The organism is Corynebacterium sp. HMSC063A05 (assembly GCF_001809695.1).
Taxonomy (GTDB): domain Bacteria; phylum Actinomycetota; class Actinomycetes; order Mycobacteriales; family Mycobacteriaceae; genus Corynebacterium; species Corynebacterium amycolatum.
Genome location: NZ_KV798504.1, coordinates 238968 through 255861 on the forward strand (window position 1 = coordinate 238968; position 16894 = coordinate 255861).

Here is a 16894-nt window from a genome sequence, read left to right on the forward strand (position 1 = left end):
GAAAGCTATTCTCCGATAGTGCCCTCCGGGGGCTGTAGCCCCAAGTGCCGCCATGCTCGGGCAGTTGCCACGCGTCCACGGGATGTGCGCGCAATCATTCCTGCACGTACCAAGTAGGGTTCGCACACTTCTTCCACGGTCGAGGGCTCCTCACCCACTGCCAGTGCCAGCGAGTTTACCCCCACAGGCCCACCGCCGTGTCCCTTGACCAGGGCTGTCAGCACTGCCCGATCCAGACGGTCGAGCCCCAGCTCATCGACATCGAAGACAATCAATGCCGCCTTGGCCGCACCAAGATCAATAACGCCACCGGAGTGGACATCGGCGAAATCGCGGACGCGACGCAGCAGGCGGTTGGCAATTCGCGGTGTACCGCGCGAACGCGACGCAATCTCCACTGCAGCCTCCGGGCTGATGTCTACCCCGAGGATCCCAGCGGCACGGGTAACCACCTTTGTCAGATCTTCGACCTCATAGAACTCCATCTGCGCGGTAAAACCAAAGCGGTCACGCAGTGGGCCAGTCAGCATACCCGAGCGCGTCGTCGCACCGACCAACGTGAATGGTGGAATCTCGAGTGGAATCGACGTAGCTCCAGGCCCTTTGCCTACGATGACATCAATACGGAAATCTTCCATTGCCATGTACAGCATTTCTTCCACTGGCCTGGCAATGCGGTGAATCTCATCGATAAACAGGACATCGCCCTCGAGCAGGTTCGACAGCATTGCTGCCAAATCGCCAGCGCGAATAAGCGCCGGACCGGAGGTCATTCGCAGGGAGCTCCCCATCTCCTGCGCAATAATCATGGCCATGGTGGTCTTACCCAGCCCGGGAGGTCCCGACAACAGAATGTGGTCCGGAGTCACATTTCGCCCCCGTGCCCCGGAAAGCACTAAATCCAGCTGTTCGCGGACCTTGGGTTGGCCGATGAACTCCCCTAACGACTTTGGTCGCAGGTTCGATTCCGCATCGGCTTCCTCGACCTGAGCGCGGGCATCGACATCACGTTGTACACCATTTCCACCACCGCCAAAATGGTCGTTGGCTTCCCCACCTAAAGAGTCCCTGAAGGGATTGCCCGACACGTTAAACTCCGTGCGCTCGATATCGCTCATAGTCCCCTCATCCTAGTGCACTGCCAATTTTCATCATCAATGTAGCTGCAGGTCCTCGACCTGGATTTACTTCTCACCCAATGTCTTTAGCGCCGCCTTCAGCGCCATTGAAGTATCCAAGGTCGGATCAATCCGAACAACGGTCTCCGCTGCCTCATTCGCGTCAGCTTCCGGGAACCCAAGCCCGACCAAAGCACCAACGACCTGATCCAGATCTGCCTTCAAAACAAGGCCAGGTGCTGCTCCGTTTGCAGCTTCCTCCGGCGGCGATACCGCCCTGTCCGCGAAAACCTCGACTTTATCTTTCAATTCAACCAACAGGCGCTCCGCCAATCGCTTGCCGACGCCGTTAGCTGCTTGCAAGGCCTTCGCATTCTTTGAGGCGACCGCATTGGCAATCTCCGCCGGCGACAGTACCGAAAGAACAGACATCGCGACCTTTGGCCCCACCGTCGAGACAGTGCGCAGGAGCGCAAACATCTCACGTTCCTGTGAATTGGCAAAACCAAAGAGCGTAATCGCGTCTTCACGAACCGCCATTGTGGTCAACATAAAAGTCTGCTCATGCCTCACCAACTGGGAAGCTAGCCTGCCTGTAATGGTGACCAAATGCCCGACACCACCGCACTCGATAACGCAATAGTCCGCACCGAGGTCGATAACTTCACCGCGAAGAGATGCAATCACTTCTCACAATTCCTTTCACTACGGCTTCCCTAAAGACACCGCGATAAACGCCAAACTCACAAGTGTTCTCTAGCAAGCTCCCCTACCGCGAGGGATTCTCACGGCGAGAAAGCTCCAACTCCCGCTCCTCGTGCTGCTTCGCAAGCGCAGCCAAGGTGTCGCGCTGGCGTTGCAGAACCGGACCACGCCAACAGTGGCAGATAGCGATAGCCAAAGCATCCGCTGCATCTGCAGGTTTTGGCGGAGTTTCCAACCCAAGGATTCTCGTCACCATCATGGTCATCTGCTTCTTATCAGCTCGACCGTTGCCGGTGAGCGCCTTCTTTACCTCCGATGGCGTGTACATATGCACTTCCAAGCCGCGTCTCGCCGCAGCGAGGACAAGGACACCAACCGCGTGCGCCGTCTGCATCACGGTGGACACGTTGCCGCGCTCGAATACCCGTTCCATCGCAACCACGTCCGGCTCGTACTCATCCATCCACTGCTCCACGGCATTGGAAAGCCGTAAAAGACGATCCTCCAACGACGCCGTGGTTGGTGTGCGGGCGACCCCCACAGCAATGGGAATGACTTTCCTGCCCTGAGTACCTTCCGCAATGGAGAGACCACAACGAGTAAGGCCAGGGTCGATGCCCATCACCCGCAGAGATCCAGCTCGATAATTCACTCCTCCACTAATACCATATTTCGAACAGCTGTTTGTATCGTAGCTAGAAGGAGTACCAACCGTTGGTTCTGATACGTTTAACACCATGAATTCACCGAAGAAGCTCTACGGCGTTCTCGCTGCAGCTGAAATGGTCACGTGGGCTCTGCTGCTTTTAGGCCTGGCGCTGAAGTACCTGTTCAAAGTCACTGACGCCGCCACCACTATCTTCGGCAGCATCCACGGCTTTACGTTCCTGTGCTACGTAGTCACCACCATCATGGTGTGGATCAACCAGCAGTGGAGCTTTGGCCGCGGTGTCATCGGCCTCGCCTCTTCTATCATTCCATTCGCAACCTATCCGTTTGAACGAAACACCCTGAAGGCAGGCCTTCTGGATCGGCCCTGGCGCTTTACCGACGAATCCGAGGAGCCACAGGGCATATTCGAGTGGGCACTCGCCATGATTATTCGTCGCCCCTTTATCTCGGCGTTCGTCATCTTGATTGTTCTCGCGGTGGTCTTCACACTGTTGCTGATGGCCGGACCTCCGACTCAGTGGTTCTCCTAGGACGCCCATAAAAAAACCAATCCCCATCGGACTGCTTTCCGATGGGGACTTCCTGTTGACACCAGCTCGCCGAGCAATTCAGCGTTGCCGACTGCCCTACCACGGGCACCCTTTAACGCCGAGAAGCCAGTCAGCAGAACCGTCGACAAAAAACGCCTAGTCGTCGAGTTCGGCGATGACCTCGTCGCTGATGTCGGCGTTCGAGTAGACGTTCTGCACGTCGTCGGACTCTTCGAGAGCGTCAATCAGACGGAAGAGCTTGCGTGCGCCGTCAGCATCGAGAGCGACTGTGGTAGAAGCGCGGTAGTCCTGATCTGCGGAGTCGTACTCCATTTCGGCATCGACAAGAGCGGTGCGGACATTCATCAGATCGGTAAAGGCGGAGACAACCTCGAACTTTTCACCCAGGTCGTTGACTTCCTCTGCACCGGCATCGAGAACCGCCATGAGCAGGTCATCCTCGGTCAGCTCGCCCTTCGGCAACTCGACGACACCCTTCTTTTCGAAGAGGTACGCCACGGCGCCGTTGTCCGCCATGTTGCCGTTGTTTTTGTTGAACGCCGAGCGCACATCGGAAGCAGCACGGTTACGGTTATCCGTCAGGCACTCCACAATCAAAGCGACGCCACCAGGTGCATAGCCTTCGTAGACAATGGTCTCCCAGTCAGCACCGCCGGACTCCTCGCCGGAACCACGCTTGCGGGCACGCTCAATGTTGTCGTTGGGAACCGAGGCCTTCTTGGCCTTCTTGATCATGTCATCGAGGGTGGGGTTACCAGCAGGATCACCGCCGCCGGTACGAGCCGCGACCTCGATGTTCTTGATCATCTTTGCCCACTCTTTGGCGCGCTTGGCGTCATTAGCAGCTTTCTTGTGCTTTGTGGTTGCCCATTTTGAATGACCCGACATGTGCTAGTTCCTACCAATCCTCTCGTCAATACCCATATAGCTGGGAATTAGTCAGGTGTTCATTATACAAACTGGGGATTTAAATTCCGACAAGCTCTCGCAAAAAGAACTCGTGGAGCCGAGTCTCCCCCGTCGACTCCGGGTGAAAGCTGGTGGCCATCGCAGCTCCCTGCCGTACTCCGACCACTGTACCGGCGGTCTCTCCAGCCGATTCTGGCACCCGCGCTAGCACCTCAACGTCGTCGCCGACACGCTCGACCCATGGGGCGCGAATAAAGGCGGCGTGCACAGACGACTGGTCACCACCAATCGCCAGCTGCGGGATATCCAAGTCAGTTTCAAAGGAATCCACCTGACGGCCAAATGCGTTACGACGGACCGTGATGTCAATCGCTCGCAGGTTTACGGCATCCGGACGGGTATCGAGCACTTCGTCGGCAAGCAAAATCATGCCTGCGCAGGTGCCATATGCCGGAAGGCCATCGCGGAGGGCTTCCCGCAGCGGGCCTTCAAGCTCATTGAAGACCATCAACTTGCTCATGGTCGTGGACTCGCCGCCGGGCAAAATTAAGCCGCTAAGTCCCTCCAGGTCACGGGGCAAGCGCACCTTTCGGTGCGGGACGCCGAGCTGGTCAAGGACATATCCGTGTTCGGCAACGTTGCCCTGAAGAGCGAGGATACCGATTGTTTCCTGTGTCATTAATCTAGGTTCTCACTGCGAGCATCGAAGTTCGTCGCCACTGGCACGGGCTCGACACCCGGGGCCAGGCTTCGGGTCAGCCCTTCCTGCGTGACGACGGCCACGAGCTCGCCCTTTTGGTTAAAAATGCGACCGTGAGTCAGTGCGCGACCCGCATGCGCTGATGGTGAAATCTGGTCGTAGAGCAACCATTCATCCGCACGGAACGGACGCATAAACCACATCGCGTGGTCGAGGCTGGCTTCCTGGACCTCAACGCCTGGATGCGGAACGAGTGCCGATGACAGCAAAGTCATATCCGACATGTACGCCAGCGTGCAGACGTGGAAGGTCTCGTTATCCGGCAGGCGATCCTTGCACCGGAACCACACCAGCTGCTGAGACGGGGTGTATTTGTTGTGTTCGAACTGATCATCCGGCACTACCCGGATATCCCAGTCCGCCCACTCGCGCATTAGTAGACGACGTGTATTCGTCATCTCAGAGGTGTCGGTGACCACATCTTCAGGATCTGGCACCTTGCGCATCACGTCAGAGTGCTCGAGTCCCTCATCCCCCTTACGGTGGAAGCTGACCTGCATGACGAAAATCGTACGGCCATCTTGCACAGCTTCGACGGAACGGTGGCAGAAAGACCGGCCATCGCGAATTCGCTTGACCATGTACACCGTCGGGATATGGGGGCGGCCCGGGCCTACAAAGTAGGCGTGGAGGGAGTTCACCGCGAAGGTATTACCCACCGTGCGCGTCGCCGCGACGAGGGACTGGCCGGCAACTTGGCCACCGAAAGTGCGCTGTAGGATTGACTTAATGACTGGGCCACGGAAAATGTCCCGGTCAATCTGCTCCAGATCTAATACCTCGCGGATGTTAGCCATTTTTACCAGCCACGCTCAGCGAGTCGGTGCGGCTGCGGAATCTCGTCGACGTTGATACCGACCATTGCCTCGCCGAGCCCGCGGGAGACATCAGCGATGACCTTCGGATCATCGTAGTGCTGAGTTGCCTGGACGATAGCCTTGGCGCGCTTCTCCGGATCACCGGACTTGAAGATACCGGAGCCAACAAAGACACCCTCAGCACCGAGCTGCATCATCATTGCAGCGTCAGCCGGCGTTGCAATGCCACCTGCGGTGAAGAGTACGACCGGCAGCTTACCGGTCTCAGCGACCTCGCGTACCAGCTCGTACGGTGCCTGCAGCTCCTTGGCGGCAACGTAGAGCTCGTCCGGAGCCATAGAACGCAGACGGTTAATTTCAGCGCGGATGGTGCGCATGTGAGTCACAGCGTTGGAAACATCACCGGTACCGGCCTCACCCTTCGAGCGAATCATGGCAGCGCCCTCGTTGATGCGGCGCAGAGCCTCACCCAGGTTGGTCGCACCACAGACGAACGGCACGGTGAAGTCGAACTTGTCGATATGGTTCGAGTAATCGGCCGGGGTCAGAACCTCGGACTCGTCAATGAAGTCAACACCGAGAGACTGCAGAACCTGTGCCTCAACAAAGTGGCCGATACGGGCCTTGGCCATAACCGGGATGGAGACGGCATTGATAATGCCCTCAATCATGTCCGGGTCGGACATACGCGACACGCCGCCCTCTGCGCGAATATCGGCGGGGACGCGCTCCAACGCCATCACGGCAGTTGCGCCGGCATCCTCAGCGATCTTGGCCTGCTCCGGAGTAACGACGTCCATAATGACGCCGCCCTTCATCATCTCAGCGAAACCACGCTTCACGCGTGCAGTGCCCTGCCCGGAGTTGTTCTCAACCGTGCTCAACGAACCCTACTTCCCTAATACAACTGGTGAATGTGACTGTTTGTAGTCGTTTAACACTATAACGCCTGGACTAGACAGTGCTGTTCATTGAGTCAGAAAACACGGCGAACTTCCAGCACAACGGCGGGATTTCCCACAATTAAGCTGTTGTCAGTCCATCTGCAACATCGAAATATTCCGGTTCAGGTGCAGTACCCGCCAGCCGCAGCGCGCGCACTAGCGGCCTGGCTCGCAGTGCTTTCGTATCCGTCACCGCATCATTGTAGAAACGGCGGGCGAGCTCGAGCCGCGTGTGGGCGTCAGAAAGCTCAATTGCCATCGTTCGGTCCACAGGCTGTTCCTCATAGAGCGCCACAATTTTCCTAGTCAGTTCGTTTTCCACGTCAGCGCGCTGTCCAGTGTTGTTGGCTCGAAGTGGTGTGGCTTCCACCTTCGTCACTACGCCGGCGAGTTCCGGGTAGGCGGCACGAGCGACTGCAGCCCTTCGCCCCAACGCCGCTTCCAGTGAGGAACGCGCCAAGTCGGTGCGAATGTGCATACGGTTCAAACGCGTCGCTGTCGATGAAGCCACCAAACCGCTAACGAGTACGACAATCAGCGCAATGACCAGGACAACGACCCAGATTGGAACGGTTACGTCCACCGAAAACCCACTTTCACTCCGCTGCGTTTAATCAGCTGCCACGACGGAAATCTCTATGGCGCAATGACGACCTTTTCGCCATCCATGCGCACCGTATCGTACACACGCAGAACGCCGTCGGCGACCTGCGACCAGTCATACTCCCAAGCCCGTTTATGCCCGAGTGCGCGAAGCTCCTCCCCCAACTTTGGCTGCGTCAAAAGGCGTACGACTGCATCCGCAAGGTCTACGGAGTTACCGTTTTCAAAGTGAAGCCCGTAATGGCCGTCGTCAAGCACGAGTTTGAACGCATCGATGTCGCTGGAGATCACCGGCGCACCCGCCGCCATCGCCTCTACCAGCACGATGCCGAAACTCTCCCCACCACGCTGTGGGGCAATGTACGCATCCGCATCGGCGAGTATTGACGCCTTAGCATCCTCCGAGAGTCTGCCGACGAAATGCAGGACATCTGCGTTTCTGCCCGCTTTACGACGAGCTGCCGCGACATCACCATCACCAACGACACAGACCTCAAGCTGTGGAATCTCCGCACGTATTGCTGGCAACGCCTCGAGCAGAACGTCAAAGCCCTTGCGGGATTCGTCGAAGCGTCCGAGGAACACAAGCCGATAGAACCCCTCACGCCGCGGCGGGATCTCGGGCAACGATGAGGCGGCCGGGCAGGACTCGAAATCTCCAATACGGACACCATTGGGAATGAGTACCGGGTCGCCGCCGAGTTGCTCAACCTGCCAGCGACGTGCCACTTCCGAGACAGCGATGCCTCCCCGAATGCGTTCAAGGTACTTCCGCAAAAATGGCGTGGCCAGCTTCAATGCCAAGGAGTCCGTCGCCGCAGAGTGATAGGTCGCGACAATTGGACCGACCGAGTTTACTAACGACAACATTGAAAAACTGGGCGAATTCGGCTCATGGATATGAAGAATGTCAAAGCTACCTTCCTCAATCCATGTGCGGACTCGACGGCTCGTGCGGGGACCAAAAGACAGCCGAGCGACCGAGCCGTTATACGGAATCGGGATGGCGGCACCACCTCGAACAACGAAATCCGGAACGTCCGCCTGCACGCTAGCCGGGCCGATGAGACTGACCTCGTGGCCGCGACGGATGAACTCCTCACACAGGTCAATCGCGTGAGCTTGAACCCCACCTGGGACATCGAACGAGTACGGGCACACCATTCCGATTCGCACGGCTACTTTGACCTCTTCTTATCCGCTGGCCACAATGGCTGCATCATGTGCCAATCCGCTGGATGCTGAGCAATATCAGATTCAAAAACTGTAGCGATGTCCTGGACGATGTCGGCCAGCTCGCGCCCCTCGGTCGGCACAAAGGGATGCGTTACAAAACGCCAACCATCGCGCGTGTAGGACAGGCCCGCGGGCATAAGCCGAGCGCCCGTGTCCTGTGCCAGCTTTGCTGCGCCGACCGGCATTGTCGTCTGCTCGCCGAAAAAAGTGACCGGGACCCCGTGGCCGCCGAAGTCACGATCAGACAGCAGGCACACAACGCCACCGTCTTCCAATCGCTTCTGCAGTTCCGGCATCGCGGGTTTGCCACCGGTAAGCGGGAGAATGCGGAATCCGAGGGATTCGCGGTACTCCACGAAAGCGTCGTAAAGCACTTCTGGCTTCAGCCGTTCCGCCACGGTACTGAACCGGCCATGCCGGGAAACGAGCCACATACCTGCCATATCCCAGTTACCAGAATGCGGCAGCGGGATGACGATGGAATCTCCTGCCTCGAGGGCCTCAGCAACTCGTTCGAGTCCATCGCTGGTGGACTCGACCGTGTCTGCCAACTCTGGCGACGCGATGGAGGGCAACCGGAATGCCTCCACCCAATAACGTAGATAGGAACGCATGGAAGCCCGAATAAGACCTTGCGGCACTTCCTCAGGTGGGCAGCCCATAACGCGAGCCAAGTTCTTGCGAAGCTGGCGGGTAGTCGCGGGATTTGCTGCTACACGATCGGCGGCTATGTTGCCGATACGGTAGGCCACGCGTTCCGGCAGCAGACCAAAAATCTTCCACCCGGCCATATAGCCGAGCGCAACGAAATCATCTTTCGAACGAGGCAGGAAGAAACTAGTCATTGTATCCTCATTTAGTCGTAGGAATCAGCCGAACCCGTGGACTTCGGAGCAGAGTCAGGGTTAATAGATGAACTATCAGCTGCGCCTTCTGGCGGGGCGATGGGATCCAACGCTCCTGGCTGCTTAGCCACCATGTACAAGCGCTGGACGACGGTGAATACCGACCCAATCGCCAGGAGCCACATCGCGACGTAGAGGACATAGTCCACGCCAAGCCCCTGGAGCCCAATGCCGATTAGACCGATAATCAGGCGCTCCGCACGTTCGACGAGACCACCGTTGACCTTAAGGGCGCTGGCCTCTGCCCGAGCCTTAACGTAGGAAATGACCTGGGAAGACCCCATGGTAATCAGTGTCAGAATAAGCAGCACTGGATCCGCGTCATGGTGATACACCACCCAATACGCTATCGCCCCGAACAGTGCAGCATCAGTAATGCGGTCACAGGAAGCATCCAGCGTCGCTCCGTATTTCGTTCCCTGCCCTCGAAGTCTGGCCATCGTGCCATCGAGCAGGTCAAAAGCTGTGAAAATAGCGATTGAAACCGCAGCTGCAAAAAGATGGTTGGTAGGAATCAGGATTACCGCAAGCAGAACGGAAACTGCAGTTCCCACCAGGGTGACCGTGTTCGGGCTAATCCCGACCCGCAAAAGTGCAGCGGCTACCGGTTCAACTACTGGGCGGATTGGAGCCCTGCCACGGACACTCAGCATGCTGCCCCATCCTCCTGATTGAGGGCACGCCAGCCGTCGGCAAGCAATTCGCGCGTCTGACGAAGCGCCTGCGGTAGCACCTTGGTGCCGTCGATCACGGTCATGAAATTGCTGTCGCCGGACCAGCGCGGCACAACGTGCATGTGCAGGTGGTCAGCAACCGAACCGCCGGAGGCCTTGCCCAAGTTGAAACCTACGTTGACGGCGTGCGGACGCGAAACCGATTTGAGAGTACGAACCGCATGCTTGGCAAACCGCATCATCTCGGCCGTTTCTTCGTCGGTCAAGTCCTCAAGGTTGGCGACTTCGCGATATGGAACCACCATGAGGTGCCCTGGGTTGTACGGGAACAGATTCAGAACGGCGTACACCCACTCGCCGCGAGCGATAATGAGTGCTTCCTCATCGCTTTGCTTCGGCAAATCAACGAAGGGGTTACGGGATGGCTTGGAGTTATGCACACCACGCTTGACGATGTAGTCCAGCCGGTACGGTGCCCATAAGCGCGTGAGCCGATCCGGTTCGCCGTAACCGCTGTCGACGTATACGCCATCAGACGATTCCTGCTGGCCGGCATTGCCCTGCTGCTGCGGAGGCAACTCTTCACTTCCCGACTGATTCACTGCCATCCCCTTCGTTGCGTGACCGGGCCCCATTCGAGCCCCGACCACATATGTTTCTCTGCTGTAGTTTACGACCTCGCGGTCAACTTCTTTGGATTACCACGCGTGGTTCACCAGTTAAAACAACGCGGTCGAATAAGAGAGCGTTAGCGACCTCTAGAGAGCAGAGACATTCTCCTTGTTCGGCTGTTCGTTATTCCGCGAAGCAACCCAATCACAGATGATGTCCACAGCCTTCTCAACTGCCACCCCGTTAATCTGGGTGCCATCGAGGAACCGGAAGCTGACGGCACCTGCCTCAATGTCGCGGGCACCAGCCAGAATCATGAACGGAACCTTGGCCTGGGTGTGGTTGCGAATCTTCTTCTGCATGCGGTCATCCGACGTATCCACGTGGACGCGGATGCCACGAGACTTCAGCTGTGCAGCAAAGTCCTCCAGGTGCGGGATACAGTCATCCGCAACCGGGATACCAACAACCTGTTCCGGCGCCAGCCAGGCGGGGAAAGCACCCGCGTAGTGCTCCAATAGGACGCCAAAGAAACGTTCGATGGAGCCGAACAGCGCACGGTGGATCATAATCGGGCGCTTCTTGGTGCCGTCAGGTGCGGTGTACTCGAGCTCGAAGCGCTCCGGCAGGTTGAAGTCGAGCTGAACGGTCGACATCTGCCAGGTGCGGCCGATGGCATCGCGGGCTTGGACGGAAATCTTCGGGCCATAGAAAGCGGCTCCGCCCGGATCAGGAACGAGCTCGAGGCCAGAAGCATCGGCAACGCGCTGGAGAATTGCCGTGGACTTCTCCCAAATTTCATCCGAGCCGACGAACTTCTTTTCGTCCTTCGTAGACAGTTCCAGGTAGAAGTCATCCAGGCCGTAGTCACGAAGAAGCGAAATGATGAAGTCGAGGACACTAGTGAGCTCTTCTTCCAGCTGATCCTCGGTGCAGTAGATGTGGGCGTCGTCCTGCGTAAAGCCACGGGCTCGGGTCAGACCGTGGATAACACCCGATTTCTCGTAGCGGTAGACGGTGCCGAACTCGAACATACGAATCGGAAGTTCACGGTAGCTGCGACCACGCGATGCAAAAATGAGATTGTGCATCGGGCAGTTCATCGGCTTGACGTAGTAGTCCTGCGGAGCCTTGGTGCAGTTGCCGTGTTCGTCATATTCGCCGTCGAGCTGCATCGGCGGGAACATGCCATCCGCGTAGAAGTCCAGGTGACCGGACTTCTTGAACAAGTCGCCCTTGGTTACGTGCGGGGTGTTCACAAAGTCATAGCCCGCTTCGATATGACGGCGACGGGAATGCTGCTCCATCTCGTTGCGGATGATGCCGCCCTTGACATGGAATACCGGGAAACCAGAACCAATCTCATCTGGGAAGCTGAACAGATCCAGCTCAGAGCCCAAGCGGCGGTGATCGCGCTTCTCAGCCTCGAGCATGCGGTCAAGGTACTCATCTAGCGCTTCCTTGGACTCCCACGCAGTGCCGTAAACACGCTGCAGGTTATCGCGAGACTGGTCACCACGCCAGTACGCAGCGGAAGAACGCGTGATCTTAAAAGCAGGGATGTAGCGGGTGGTCGGTACGTGCGGGCCGCGGCAAAGATCAAACCACTCGGTCTCACCGGTACGCGGATTGACGTTGCGGTATCCGGTCAAGGTCGTGCCTGCACCACCGACGTCGACATTGGCCTCATCATCTTCGGACACCTTGCCGGCCGACTTTTCAACAATCAGCTCGAGCTTATACGGCTCGTCGGCAAGCGCTTCCTGCGCCTCATCAGCAGACTCGAACGCGAAGCGTTCGAACCGCTGACCAGACTTGATGATCTTCTTCATACGCTTTTCGATGCGCTTGAGATCCTCCGGCGAGAAAGGCTCATCGACACGGAAGTCGTAGTAGAAACCATTGTCGATGGCAGGGCCGATGCCCAGCTTCGTCCCAGGGAACTCCAACTGCACGGCCTGAGCCATCACGTGAGTCGCAGAGTGGCGAATGACATCACGACCGTCCGGAGTATTCGCCGGAACGGGCTCGAAGACGGTTTCCACTTCTGGCTTAAAGGACAGATCCTTCAAATTGCCTTCAGGATCGCGGACACAAACGATGGCGTCAACGCCCTTGTTCGGGAAACCCAGGTCTCTCATCGCCTCGCCCGCAGAAACTCCTACGGGCACGGAAAACGGTGCTGGGGTTGCAAATTCTTCTGACACGGCGTGCGTGTACTCCTTTTCAAAGTGTCTTCGAAAATCACATACCTGGTGACCTTCGTCAGTCGTTCACACACTTTACCGCACGGTCAAAACTCAGGCCTCGAAAAGGTCCTGCGCCCAGTACTCCTCCTCAGAAGTTCCTCGCGGCATAACAAACACGGCGGATCCAATGTGGAAAATCCACTGATTGAGACGGTCGTTCTTGGACAGCCGCTCCTGAATCGGATTGAACTGCTCCAACGGGTCCTTCTGGAAACAAATGAATACCAGGCCGGTGTTGGTCTCGAATCGACCATTCGGTTCCGGTGGCAGGTCATAGTTGTAGACCCGTCGCAGAATCCGCTGATTAGGTTTCTCCTTCGGAGGCATGGACAGTGCAACATGGCTGTTCGGATCCGTCAGAGGCAGACCATATTCATCAGTCTTCGCCAGGTCGACGGTCTCAAACTCGTCCTTACCTCCAATTGGCGCACCGGTGCCGATATCTCGGCCGGTAATAACAGTGCGGCTTTCGCGGTCCAAGACATCCCAGCCTGGAATATCCATTTCGATACGGCGGACAACCATCGCTGTACCGCCCCGCAACCAATCCGGGCCACTGTCAATCCACACTTGCTTGTCGAATTCTTCACGAGTGCGCGGGTTGACCGTACCGTCCTTCTGACCGAAGAGATTGCGCGGGGTCTCGCCTTCCTGCCTAGAACCATTGGCGTGCTGGAAGCCAGCTTGCACCCAATGGACGTCCAAATAAGAGCCCGAATTTCGGATCATCATTCGGGCCGCGTGGGAGACCATTACCGGGTCATCCGCACAAATCTGCAGGCACAGGTCTCCACCGTTCCACTCCGGGCGGAGCTCATCGTTAACGTACTTTGGCAGATCCTCCAGCCACTCGGGCTTCTGGTCTTCCCTATCGACGATTGTGAAGAAGTTTTCCCCATATCCAACTGTGATAGTCAGATTGGCCGGACTCCCCATGAGCTCAGGCTCCAAGTCCGTTCGAGTAGCCTTGCCGGCTGTCATTCGGCGAGCGTCATCGGTCCAGGCACGCATGAGGTTTTGGAGACGATTGCGATTAACCCCCTTCTTTACGTTGAAGGCTATTAGCCATAGATTCGCCTGTGCGGGCGTCGCAATCCCCGCCTGATGAGCCCCATCAAAAGGTACGGTTGCTGTCTGCAAAGGCGGTTTCGGCGGCTCTTCCTGTGGACGTTCCAACCCAATCGCCTGGGCTTCCGGCACCCCCAGGGCGAGCGCTGAGGCTCCTGCGGCGGTGCCGAGCCCGCCAAGAAAACGCCTTCTAGAAAAGCCTTCGGACATGTTGTGCACTCTTACCTTTCTGATTACTTCAAACTGGAGCACATAAGGTGGCTGGGAATCCAACGATTTTTCAATGGCTTCAACGCAACCACTGGCCTATCCAATTCGACCGTATCGAAAACCTTTTTCGGAAAAAGAAAGGCGCCGGAGTTCGATGCATATGCCGCAATAACCTGCCAACTCCAGCGCTTCTGCCACCATTAGATCCAGTTAATCAATTCCTCGACGTACCTGAGCTCACGCCCGCTTTACGACGAGCCATTGCTTGACCAACTTGTCACAAGAATTAGTGGTGCGAGTGATCCATCTCACCGCCGCCCATATGCTCTGGGTTGTTCAGGTCACCGTCATTACCGTAGTCCTCTTCGCCCGCCGGCTGGACACGAACCTCAACGTCCTGGGTGATGCTAGAGCCGTCGGAAAGCTCAATGACGAGCTTGTACTCAGCTCCCACATCCATAGCTTCATCATTGTCCATGATCATGAAGTGAGTGCTACCCGGTTCGAGAACGAGTTCGCCATTAGCCGGAATCGTCAGACCTTCCGGCACCTCGAACATCTTGCCATCCTTGGTGTCGTGCTGCTCGAACTTCGTGCCCTCCTTCAGCCCCTCAAGCTTGAAGGAGGAAACCTTGATGTCCTTATCGGTGTTGTTGGTCAGCGTACCGAAGATGGCAGTCATGCCCTTGTCAGCCGGCTTTTCCTTGATGTAGGCATCGGCCAGCTGTACAGCAGCATCGCTCTTCTCCATCTCAGAAGTAGCCTCGGTCGCAGCGGAGGTTGCGGACTCAGTCACCTCAGCAGCAGTGTTATCGTCGGATGAGCAACCTGCTAAAGCAAGGGTCAGAGCTGCGGAACCAGCAATCAGTGCAGTTGCAGTGCGATTGAGTTTCATGTGCCTATTTTGCCTTTCGATTAATAACGGTGACGACAGCGGCGATGATGACGATAAGTCCACCACCGAGGCCATAAGCCCATAGCGGTATTGACTTCGTTTCCTCGGCGTGTGCACCGGTTTGACGAGATTCTGCCCCAGCTTCGGCTGCGCCAGCAGCATCCGGATCAGCCACTGAGAAAGAGGTCTTTCCTCGGGTGGAGTGACCATCAGAGGAGGTAATCTGGAAACCAATAATGTAGTTGCCAGGCCCTGGATTAATCTCCTCAGGAATATCCAAAGAGACCTCATTACCCACTACTTCTGGCTCGTGGGAGTACAGGACTTCCTTGGCATCTGCATCACTAATTGCAACGGTGTTGAAGTTGTTCTTGGGGTTGCCGGAGAACTTGAGAGAAACGTGGTGCGGAAATTCATCGAGAACCTGCTTGTCGCCTGGATTCGATGACAGGACGGAATCATGAGCACTCGCAGGGACTGCATTGATAACGGACGCGCCGGCAAAGACCGCAAGCGCCGCAGCGGCGGCTACTGCACGTCGGAAACCCGACTTTGAGAACCGAAACGTTTCGCCTGAAGCGACCCGGGGACTCACTAGAACAGTTCAACTCCTTTAAGCGGGACAGTTCGAGAAGAACAGCAGTAGTATGACCGCTGCCCTTGTACCTATTGTCGGATGGTAGCCCAGAAAAGTTCCCGAGAGAGACGAATATAGTTCAGGTCACACAGCAAAACCCCGGCCGCGCCGTTTTTATACGATGCGTCGACCGGGGTTTTAAATAGTAGTCCCAACTGGGTTCGAACCAGCGACCTTTCCGGTGTGAACGGAACGCTCTTCCACTGAGCTATGGGACTGGGACAGAAAGGCGCTAAGCCTTTGCTGCTCTGCGGAATAAGTTAGCACGCGTTTTGGAGATTTCCCTAATTGAGTTGCGTTGCGTTTGCGATTGCGCAGTTCGAAGATTTTTTACCGCATCGATGGAACTCCATGACGATAGCGACTCGATAGGCGCCCAGTAACAAACCCGCGAAAGCGAACAAATGACATTGTTGCGATTCAGAGGCATCAAAGATTGGTCTTTAGCCCTACGCCCACAGGGACAATACAGATGTTCACCTGGTAATTTGTAATCAATCGCACAATCACGCTAAAGTATCTTTCGCACCGCAAGGGAGCAATTGAGATTTTCGTTTCGCCCTCCTTGCAATGCGATGCGGATGTAGCGCAGCTGGTAGCGCATAACCTTGCCAAGGTTAGGGTCGCGGGTTCGAGTCCCGTCATCCGCTCTGGTTTCTCAAGAAGTTAGGCCCTGTGGTATAACTTCGAGGCAACCACTGAGGCGGCAGCCTCACGGTGGAATGGCCGAGTGGCGAGGCAACGGCCTGCAAAGCCGTGTACACGGGTTCGATTCCCGTTTCCACCTCAGCAGAGATTCCTTACCGGTTTCGATGTATTGCGCGATTAGCTCAGTGGGAGAGCGCTTCCCTGACACGGAAGAGGTCACTAGTTCAATCCTAGTATCGCGCACCACGTAAGCCCTTATGGGCGAACGTATTTGCGGATGTAGCGCAGCTGGTAGCGCATAACCTTGCCAAGGTTAGGGTCGCGGGTTCGAGTCCCGTCATCCGCTCAGCGCAAAGCCCCCTTCTCTCAGAAGGGGGTTGCGCATGAAAGCTTTTATATAGCTTTTAACCCAGCGCGATTAGCTCAGTGGGAGAGCGCTTCCCTGACACGGAAGAGGTCACTAGTTCAATCCTAGTATCGCGCACCACGTAAGCCCTTATGGGCGAACGTATTTGCGGATGTAGCGCAGCTGGTAGCGCATAACCTTGCCAAGGTTAGGGTCGCGGGTTCGAGTCCCGTCATCCGCTCAGACTAACTCCCTCCCGGGTATCCGGGAGGGAGTTTTCGTTTAACCTCAGTCGAGCAACCAATTTCATTGAGCCTTACCGCTCCCCCCCCCC

Annotated in this window: 17 protein-coding genes and 7 tRNA genes; 7 read left to right on the forward strand and 17 right to left on the reverse strand. The window is 56.7% G+C overall.

Going from position 1 to position 16894, the window contains the following annotated elements; translation table 11 throughout:
- Nucleotides 1–5 precede the first annotated feature (5 nt).
- The 3 genes from ruvB to ruvC all read right to left on the reverse strand — a co-directional run bounded on the left by ruvB (nucleotide 6) and on the right by ruvC (nucleotide 2445).
- Nucleotides 6–1118, reverse strand: a complete 1113-nt coding sequence (ruvB, locus tag HMPREF2651_RS07545; protein WP_016422683.1) for a Holliday junction branch migration DNA helicase RuvB — start codon at nucleotides 1116–1118, stop codon at nucleotides 6–8.
- 66 nt (nucleotides 1119–1184) lie between these two features.
- Nucleotides 1185–1805, reverse strand: a complete 621-nt coding sequence (gene ruvA, locus HMPREF2651_RS07550) for a Holliday junction branch migration protein RuvA (RefSeq protein ID WP_049180983.1) — start codon at nucleotides 1803–1805, stop codon at nucleotides 1185–1187.
- Nucleotides 1806–1887: 82 nt separating this feature from the next.
- Nucleotides 1888–2445, reverse strand: coding sequence for a crossover junction endodeoxyribonuclease RuvC (ruvC, locus tag HMPREF2651_RS07555; protein WP_016422681.1), 558 nt, complete (start codon nucleotides 2443–2445; stop codon nucleotides 1888–1890).
- 115 nt (nucleotides 2446–2560) lie between these two features.
- Between ruvC and HMPREF2651_RS07560 the strand changes: the two genes are divergently transcribed.
- A complete protein-coding gene (locus tag HMPREF2651_RS07560) occupies nucleotides 2561–3025 on the forward strand; it encodes a DUF3817 domain-containing protein (protein WP_016422680.1) in 465 nt (154 codons plus the stop codon).
- Between the two features lie 156 nt (nucleotides 3026–3181).
- On the opposite strand, the gene HMPREF2651_RS07565 is transcribed toward HMPREF2651_RS07560, so the two are convergent.
- The 14 genes from HMPREF2651_RS07565 to HMPREF2651_RS07630 all read right to left on the reverse strand — a co-directional run bounded on the left by HMPREF2651_RS07565 (nucleotide 3182) and on the right by HMPREF2651_RS07630 (nucleotide 15784).
- Complete coding sequence (locus tag HMPREF2651_RS07565; protein WP_005511479.1) at nucleotides 3182–3934, reverse strand: YebC/PmpR family DNA-binding transcriptional regulator; 753 nt, start codon at nucleotides 3932–3934, stop codon at nucleotides 3182–3184.
- 79 nt (nucleotides 3935–4013) lie between these two features.
- On the reverse strand, nucleotides 4014–4634 hold the full coding sequence (pdxT, locus tag HMPREF2651_RS07570; protein WP_016422679.1) for a pyridoxal 5'-phosphate synthase glutaminase subunit PdxT: 621 nt from the start codon (nucleotides 4632–4634) through the stop codon (nucleotides 4014–4016).
- Nucleotides 4634–5512 (reverse strand): acyl-CoA thioesterase, encoded by an 879-nt coding sequence (locus HMPREF2651_RS07575; protein WP_016422678.1) that lies wholly within the window; start codon nucleotides 5510–5512, stop codon nucleotides 4634–4636. Before HMPREF2651_RS07575 ends, pdxT begins: the two co-directional genes overlap by 1 nt.
- A gap of 2 nt (nucleotides 5513–5514) precedes the next feature.
- Nucleotides 5515–6417 carry a pyridoxal 5'-phosphate synthase lyase subunit PdxS gene (pdxS, locus tag HMPREF2651_RS07580; RefSeq protein WP_005511452.1) on the reverse strand — a complete coding sequence of 301 codons (903 nt, stop codon included), beginning with the start codon at nucleotides 6415–6417 and terminating at the stop codon, nucleotides 5515–5517.
- A 139-nt stretch (nucleotides 6418–6556) separates the two neighbouring features.
- Nucleotides 6557–7060 carry a hypothetical protein gene (locus HMPREF2651_RS07585; RefSeq protein ID WP_016422677.1) on the reverse strand — a complete coding sequence of 168 codons (504 nt, stop codon included), beginning with the start codon at nucleotides 7058–7060 and terminating at the stop codon, nucleotides 6557–6559.
- Between the two features lie 53 nt (nucleotides 7061–7113).
- The gene (locus HMPREF2651_RS07590) at nucleotides 7114–8256 is read right to left on the reverse strand and encodes a glycosyltransferase family 4 protein (protein WP_049180982.1); all 1143 of its coding nucleotides are present in this window, start codon (nucleotides 8254–8256) and stop codon (nucleotides 7114–7116) included.
- Nucleotides 8257–8258: 2 nt separating this feature from the next.
- Nucleotides 8259–9161, reverse strand: coding sequence for a phosphatidylinositol mannoside acyltransferase (locus HMPREF2651_RS07595; RefSeq protein ID WP_049180981.1), 903 nt, complete (start codon nucleotides 9159–9161; stop codon nucleotides 8259–8261).
- Between the two features lie 11 nt (nucleotides 9162–9172).
- Complete coding sequence (gene pgsA / locus HMPREF2651_RS07600) at nucleotides 9173–9874, reverse strand: phosphatidylinositol phosphate synthase (protein ID WP_049180980.1); 702 nt, start codon at nucleotides 9872–9874, stop codon at nucleotides 9173–9175.
- The gene (locus HMPREF2651_RS07605; RefSeq protein WP_042388668.1) at nucleotides 9868–10503 is read right to left on the reverse strand and encodes an ATP adenylyltransferase; all 636 of its coding nucleotides are present in this window, start codon (nucleotides 10501–10503) and stop codon (nucleotides 9868–9870) included. Before HMPREF2651_RS07605 ends, pgsA begins: the two co-directional genes overlap by 7 nt.
- Before the next feature lie 150 nt (nucleotides 10504–10653).
- Nucleotides 10654–12648, reverse strand: coding sequence for a threonine--tRNA ligase (gene thrS, locus HMPREF2651_RS07610; RefSeq protein ID WP_222867254.1), 1995 nt, complete (start codon nucleotides 12646–12648; stop codon nucleotides 10654–10656).
- 159 nt (nucleotides 12649–12807) lie between these two features.
- Nucleotides 12808–14034 (reverse strand): Dyp-type peroxidase, encoded by a 1227-nt coding sequence (locus HMPREF2651_RS07615; protein ID WP_070586019.1) that lies wholly within the window; start codon nucleotides 14032–14034, stop codon nucleotides 12808–12810.
- 286 nt (nucleotides 14035–14320) lie between these two features.
- A complete protein-coding gene (locus HMPREF2651_RS07620; RefSeq protein ID WP_016422670.1) occupies nucleotides 14321–14929 on the reverse strand; it encodes a copper chaperone PCu(A)C in 609 nt (202 codons plus the stop codon).
- A 4-nt stretch (nucleotides 14930–14933) separates the two neighbouring features.
- Nucleotides 14934–15524: a copper resistance CopC family protein gene (locus HMPREF2651_RS07625; protein ID WP_016422669.1), complete on the reverse strand. Its 591-nt coding sequence runs from the start codon at nucleotides 15522–15524 to the stop codon at nucleotides 14934–14936.
- 188 nt (nucleotides 15525–15712) lie between these two features.
- A tRNA-Val gene (locus HMPREF2651_RS07630) sits at nucleotides 15713–15784 on the reverse strand.
- Nucleotides 15785–16143: 359 nt separating this feature from the next.
- On the opposite strand from HMPREF2651_RS07630, the gene HMPREF2651_RS07635 reads away from it, so the two are divergent.
- From HMPREF2651_RS07635 to HMPREF2651_RS07660, 6 genes are all read left to right on the forward strand, one after another.
- Nucleotides 16144–16216 (forward strand) — tRNA-Gly (locus tag HMPREF2651_RS07635).
- Between the two features lie 66 nt (nucleotides 16217–16282).
- Nucleotides 16283–16353, forward strand: a tRNA-Cys gene (locus HMPREF2651_RS07640).
- A 32-nt stretch (nucleotides 16354–16385) separates the two neighbouring features.
- A tRNA-Val gene (locus HMPREF2651_RS07645) sits at nucleotides 16386–16460 on the forward strand.
- A 27-nt stretch (nucleotides 16461–16487) separates the two neighbouring features.
- Nucleotides 16488–16560: transfer RNA gene (locus HMPREF2651_RS07650), tRNA-Gly, on the forward strand.
- 66 nt (nucleotides 16561–16626) lie between these two features.
- Nucleotides 16627–16701, forward strand: a tRNA-Val gene (locus HMPREF2651_RS07655).
- Nucleotides 16702–16728: 27 nt separating this feature from the next.
- Nucleotides 16729–16801: transfer RNA gene (locus tag HMPREF2651_RS07660), tRNA-Gly, on the forward strand.
- Nucleotides 16802–16894 lie beyond the last annotated feature (93 nt).

Bases quoted from the DNA above. Each gene is read 5' to 3' on its own strand.
- ruvB (WP_016422683.1), bottom strand. From the start codon at position 1,118: ATGAGCGATATCGAGCGCACGGAGTTTAACGTGTCGGGCAATCCCTTC.
- ruvC (WP_016422681.1), bottom strand. From the start codon at position 2,445: ATGGGCATCGACCCTGGCCTTACTCGTTGTGGTCTCTCCATTGCGGAA.
- HMPREF2651_RS07560 (WP_016422680.1), top strand. From the start codon at position 2,561: ATGAATTCACCGAAGAAGCTCTACGGCGTTCTCGCTGCAGCTGAAATG.
- HMPREF2651_RS07565 (WP_005511479.1), bottom strand. From the start codon at position 3,934: ATGTCGGGTCATTCAAAATGGGCAACCACAAAGCACAAGAAAGCTGCT.
- pdxT (WP_016422679.1), bottom strand. From the start codon at position 4,634: ATGACACAGGAAACAATCGGTATCCTCGCTCTTCAGGGCAACGTTGCC.
- HMPREF2651_RS07575 (WP_016422678.1), bottom strand. From the start codon at position 5,512: ATGGCTAACATCCGCGAGGTATTAGATCTGGAGCAGATTGACCGGGAC.
- HMPREF2651_RS07595 (WP_049180981.1), bottom strand. From the start codon at position 9,161: ATGACTAGTTTCTTCCTGCCTCGTTCGAAAGATGATTTCGTTGCGCTC.
- pgsA (WP_049180980.1), bottom strand. From the start codon at position 9,874: ATGCTGAGTGTCCGTGGCAGGGCTCCAATCCGCCCAGTAGTTGAACCG.
- HMPREF2651_RS07605 (WP_042388668.1), bottom strand. From the start codon at position 10,503: ATGGCAGTGAATCAGTCGGGAAGTGAAGAGTTGCCTCCGCAGCAGCAG.
- thrS (WP_222867254.1), bottom strand. From the start codon at position 12,648: ATGAGAGACCTGGGTTTCCCGAACAAGGGCGTTGACGCCATCGTTTGT.
- HMPREF2651_RS07615 (WP_070586019.1), bottom strand. From the start codon at position 14,034: ATGTCCGAAGGCTTTTCTAGAAGGCGTTTTCTTGGCGGGCTCGGCACC.
- HMPREF2651_RS07620 (WP_016422670.1), bottom strand. From the start codon at position 14,929: ATGAAACTCAATCGCACTGCAACTGCACTGATTGCTGGTTCCGCAGCT.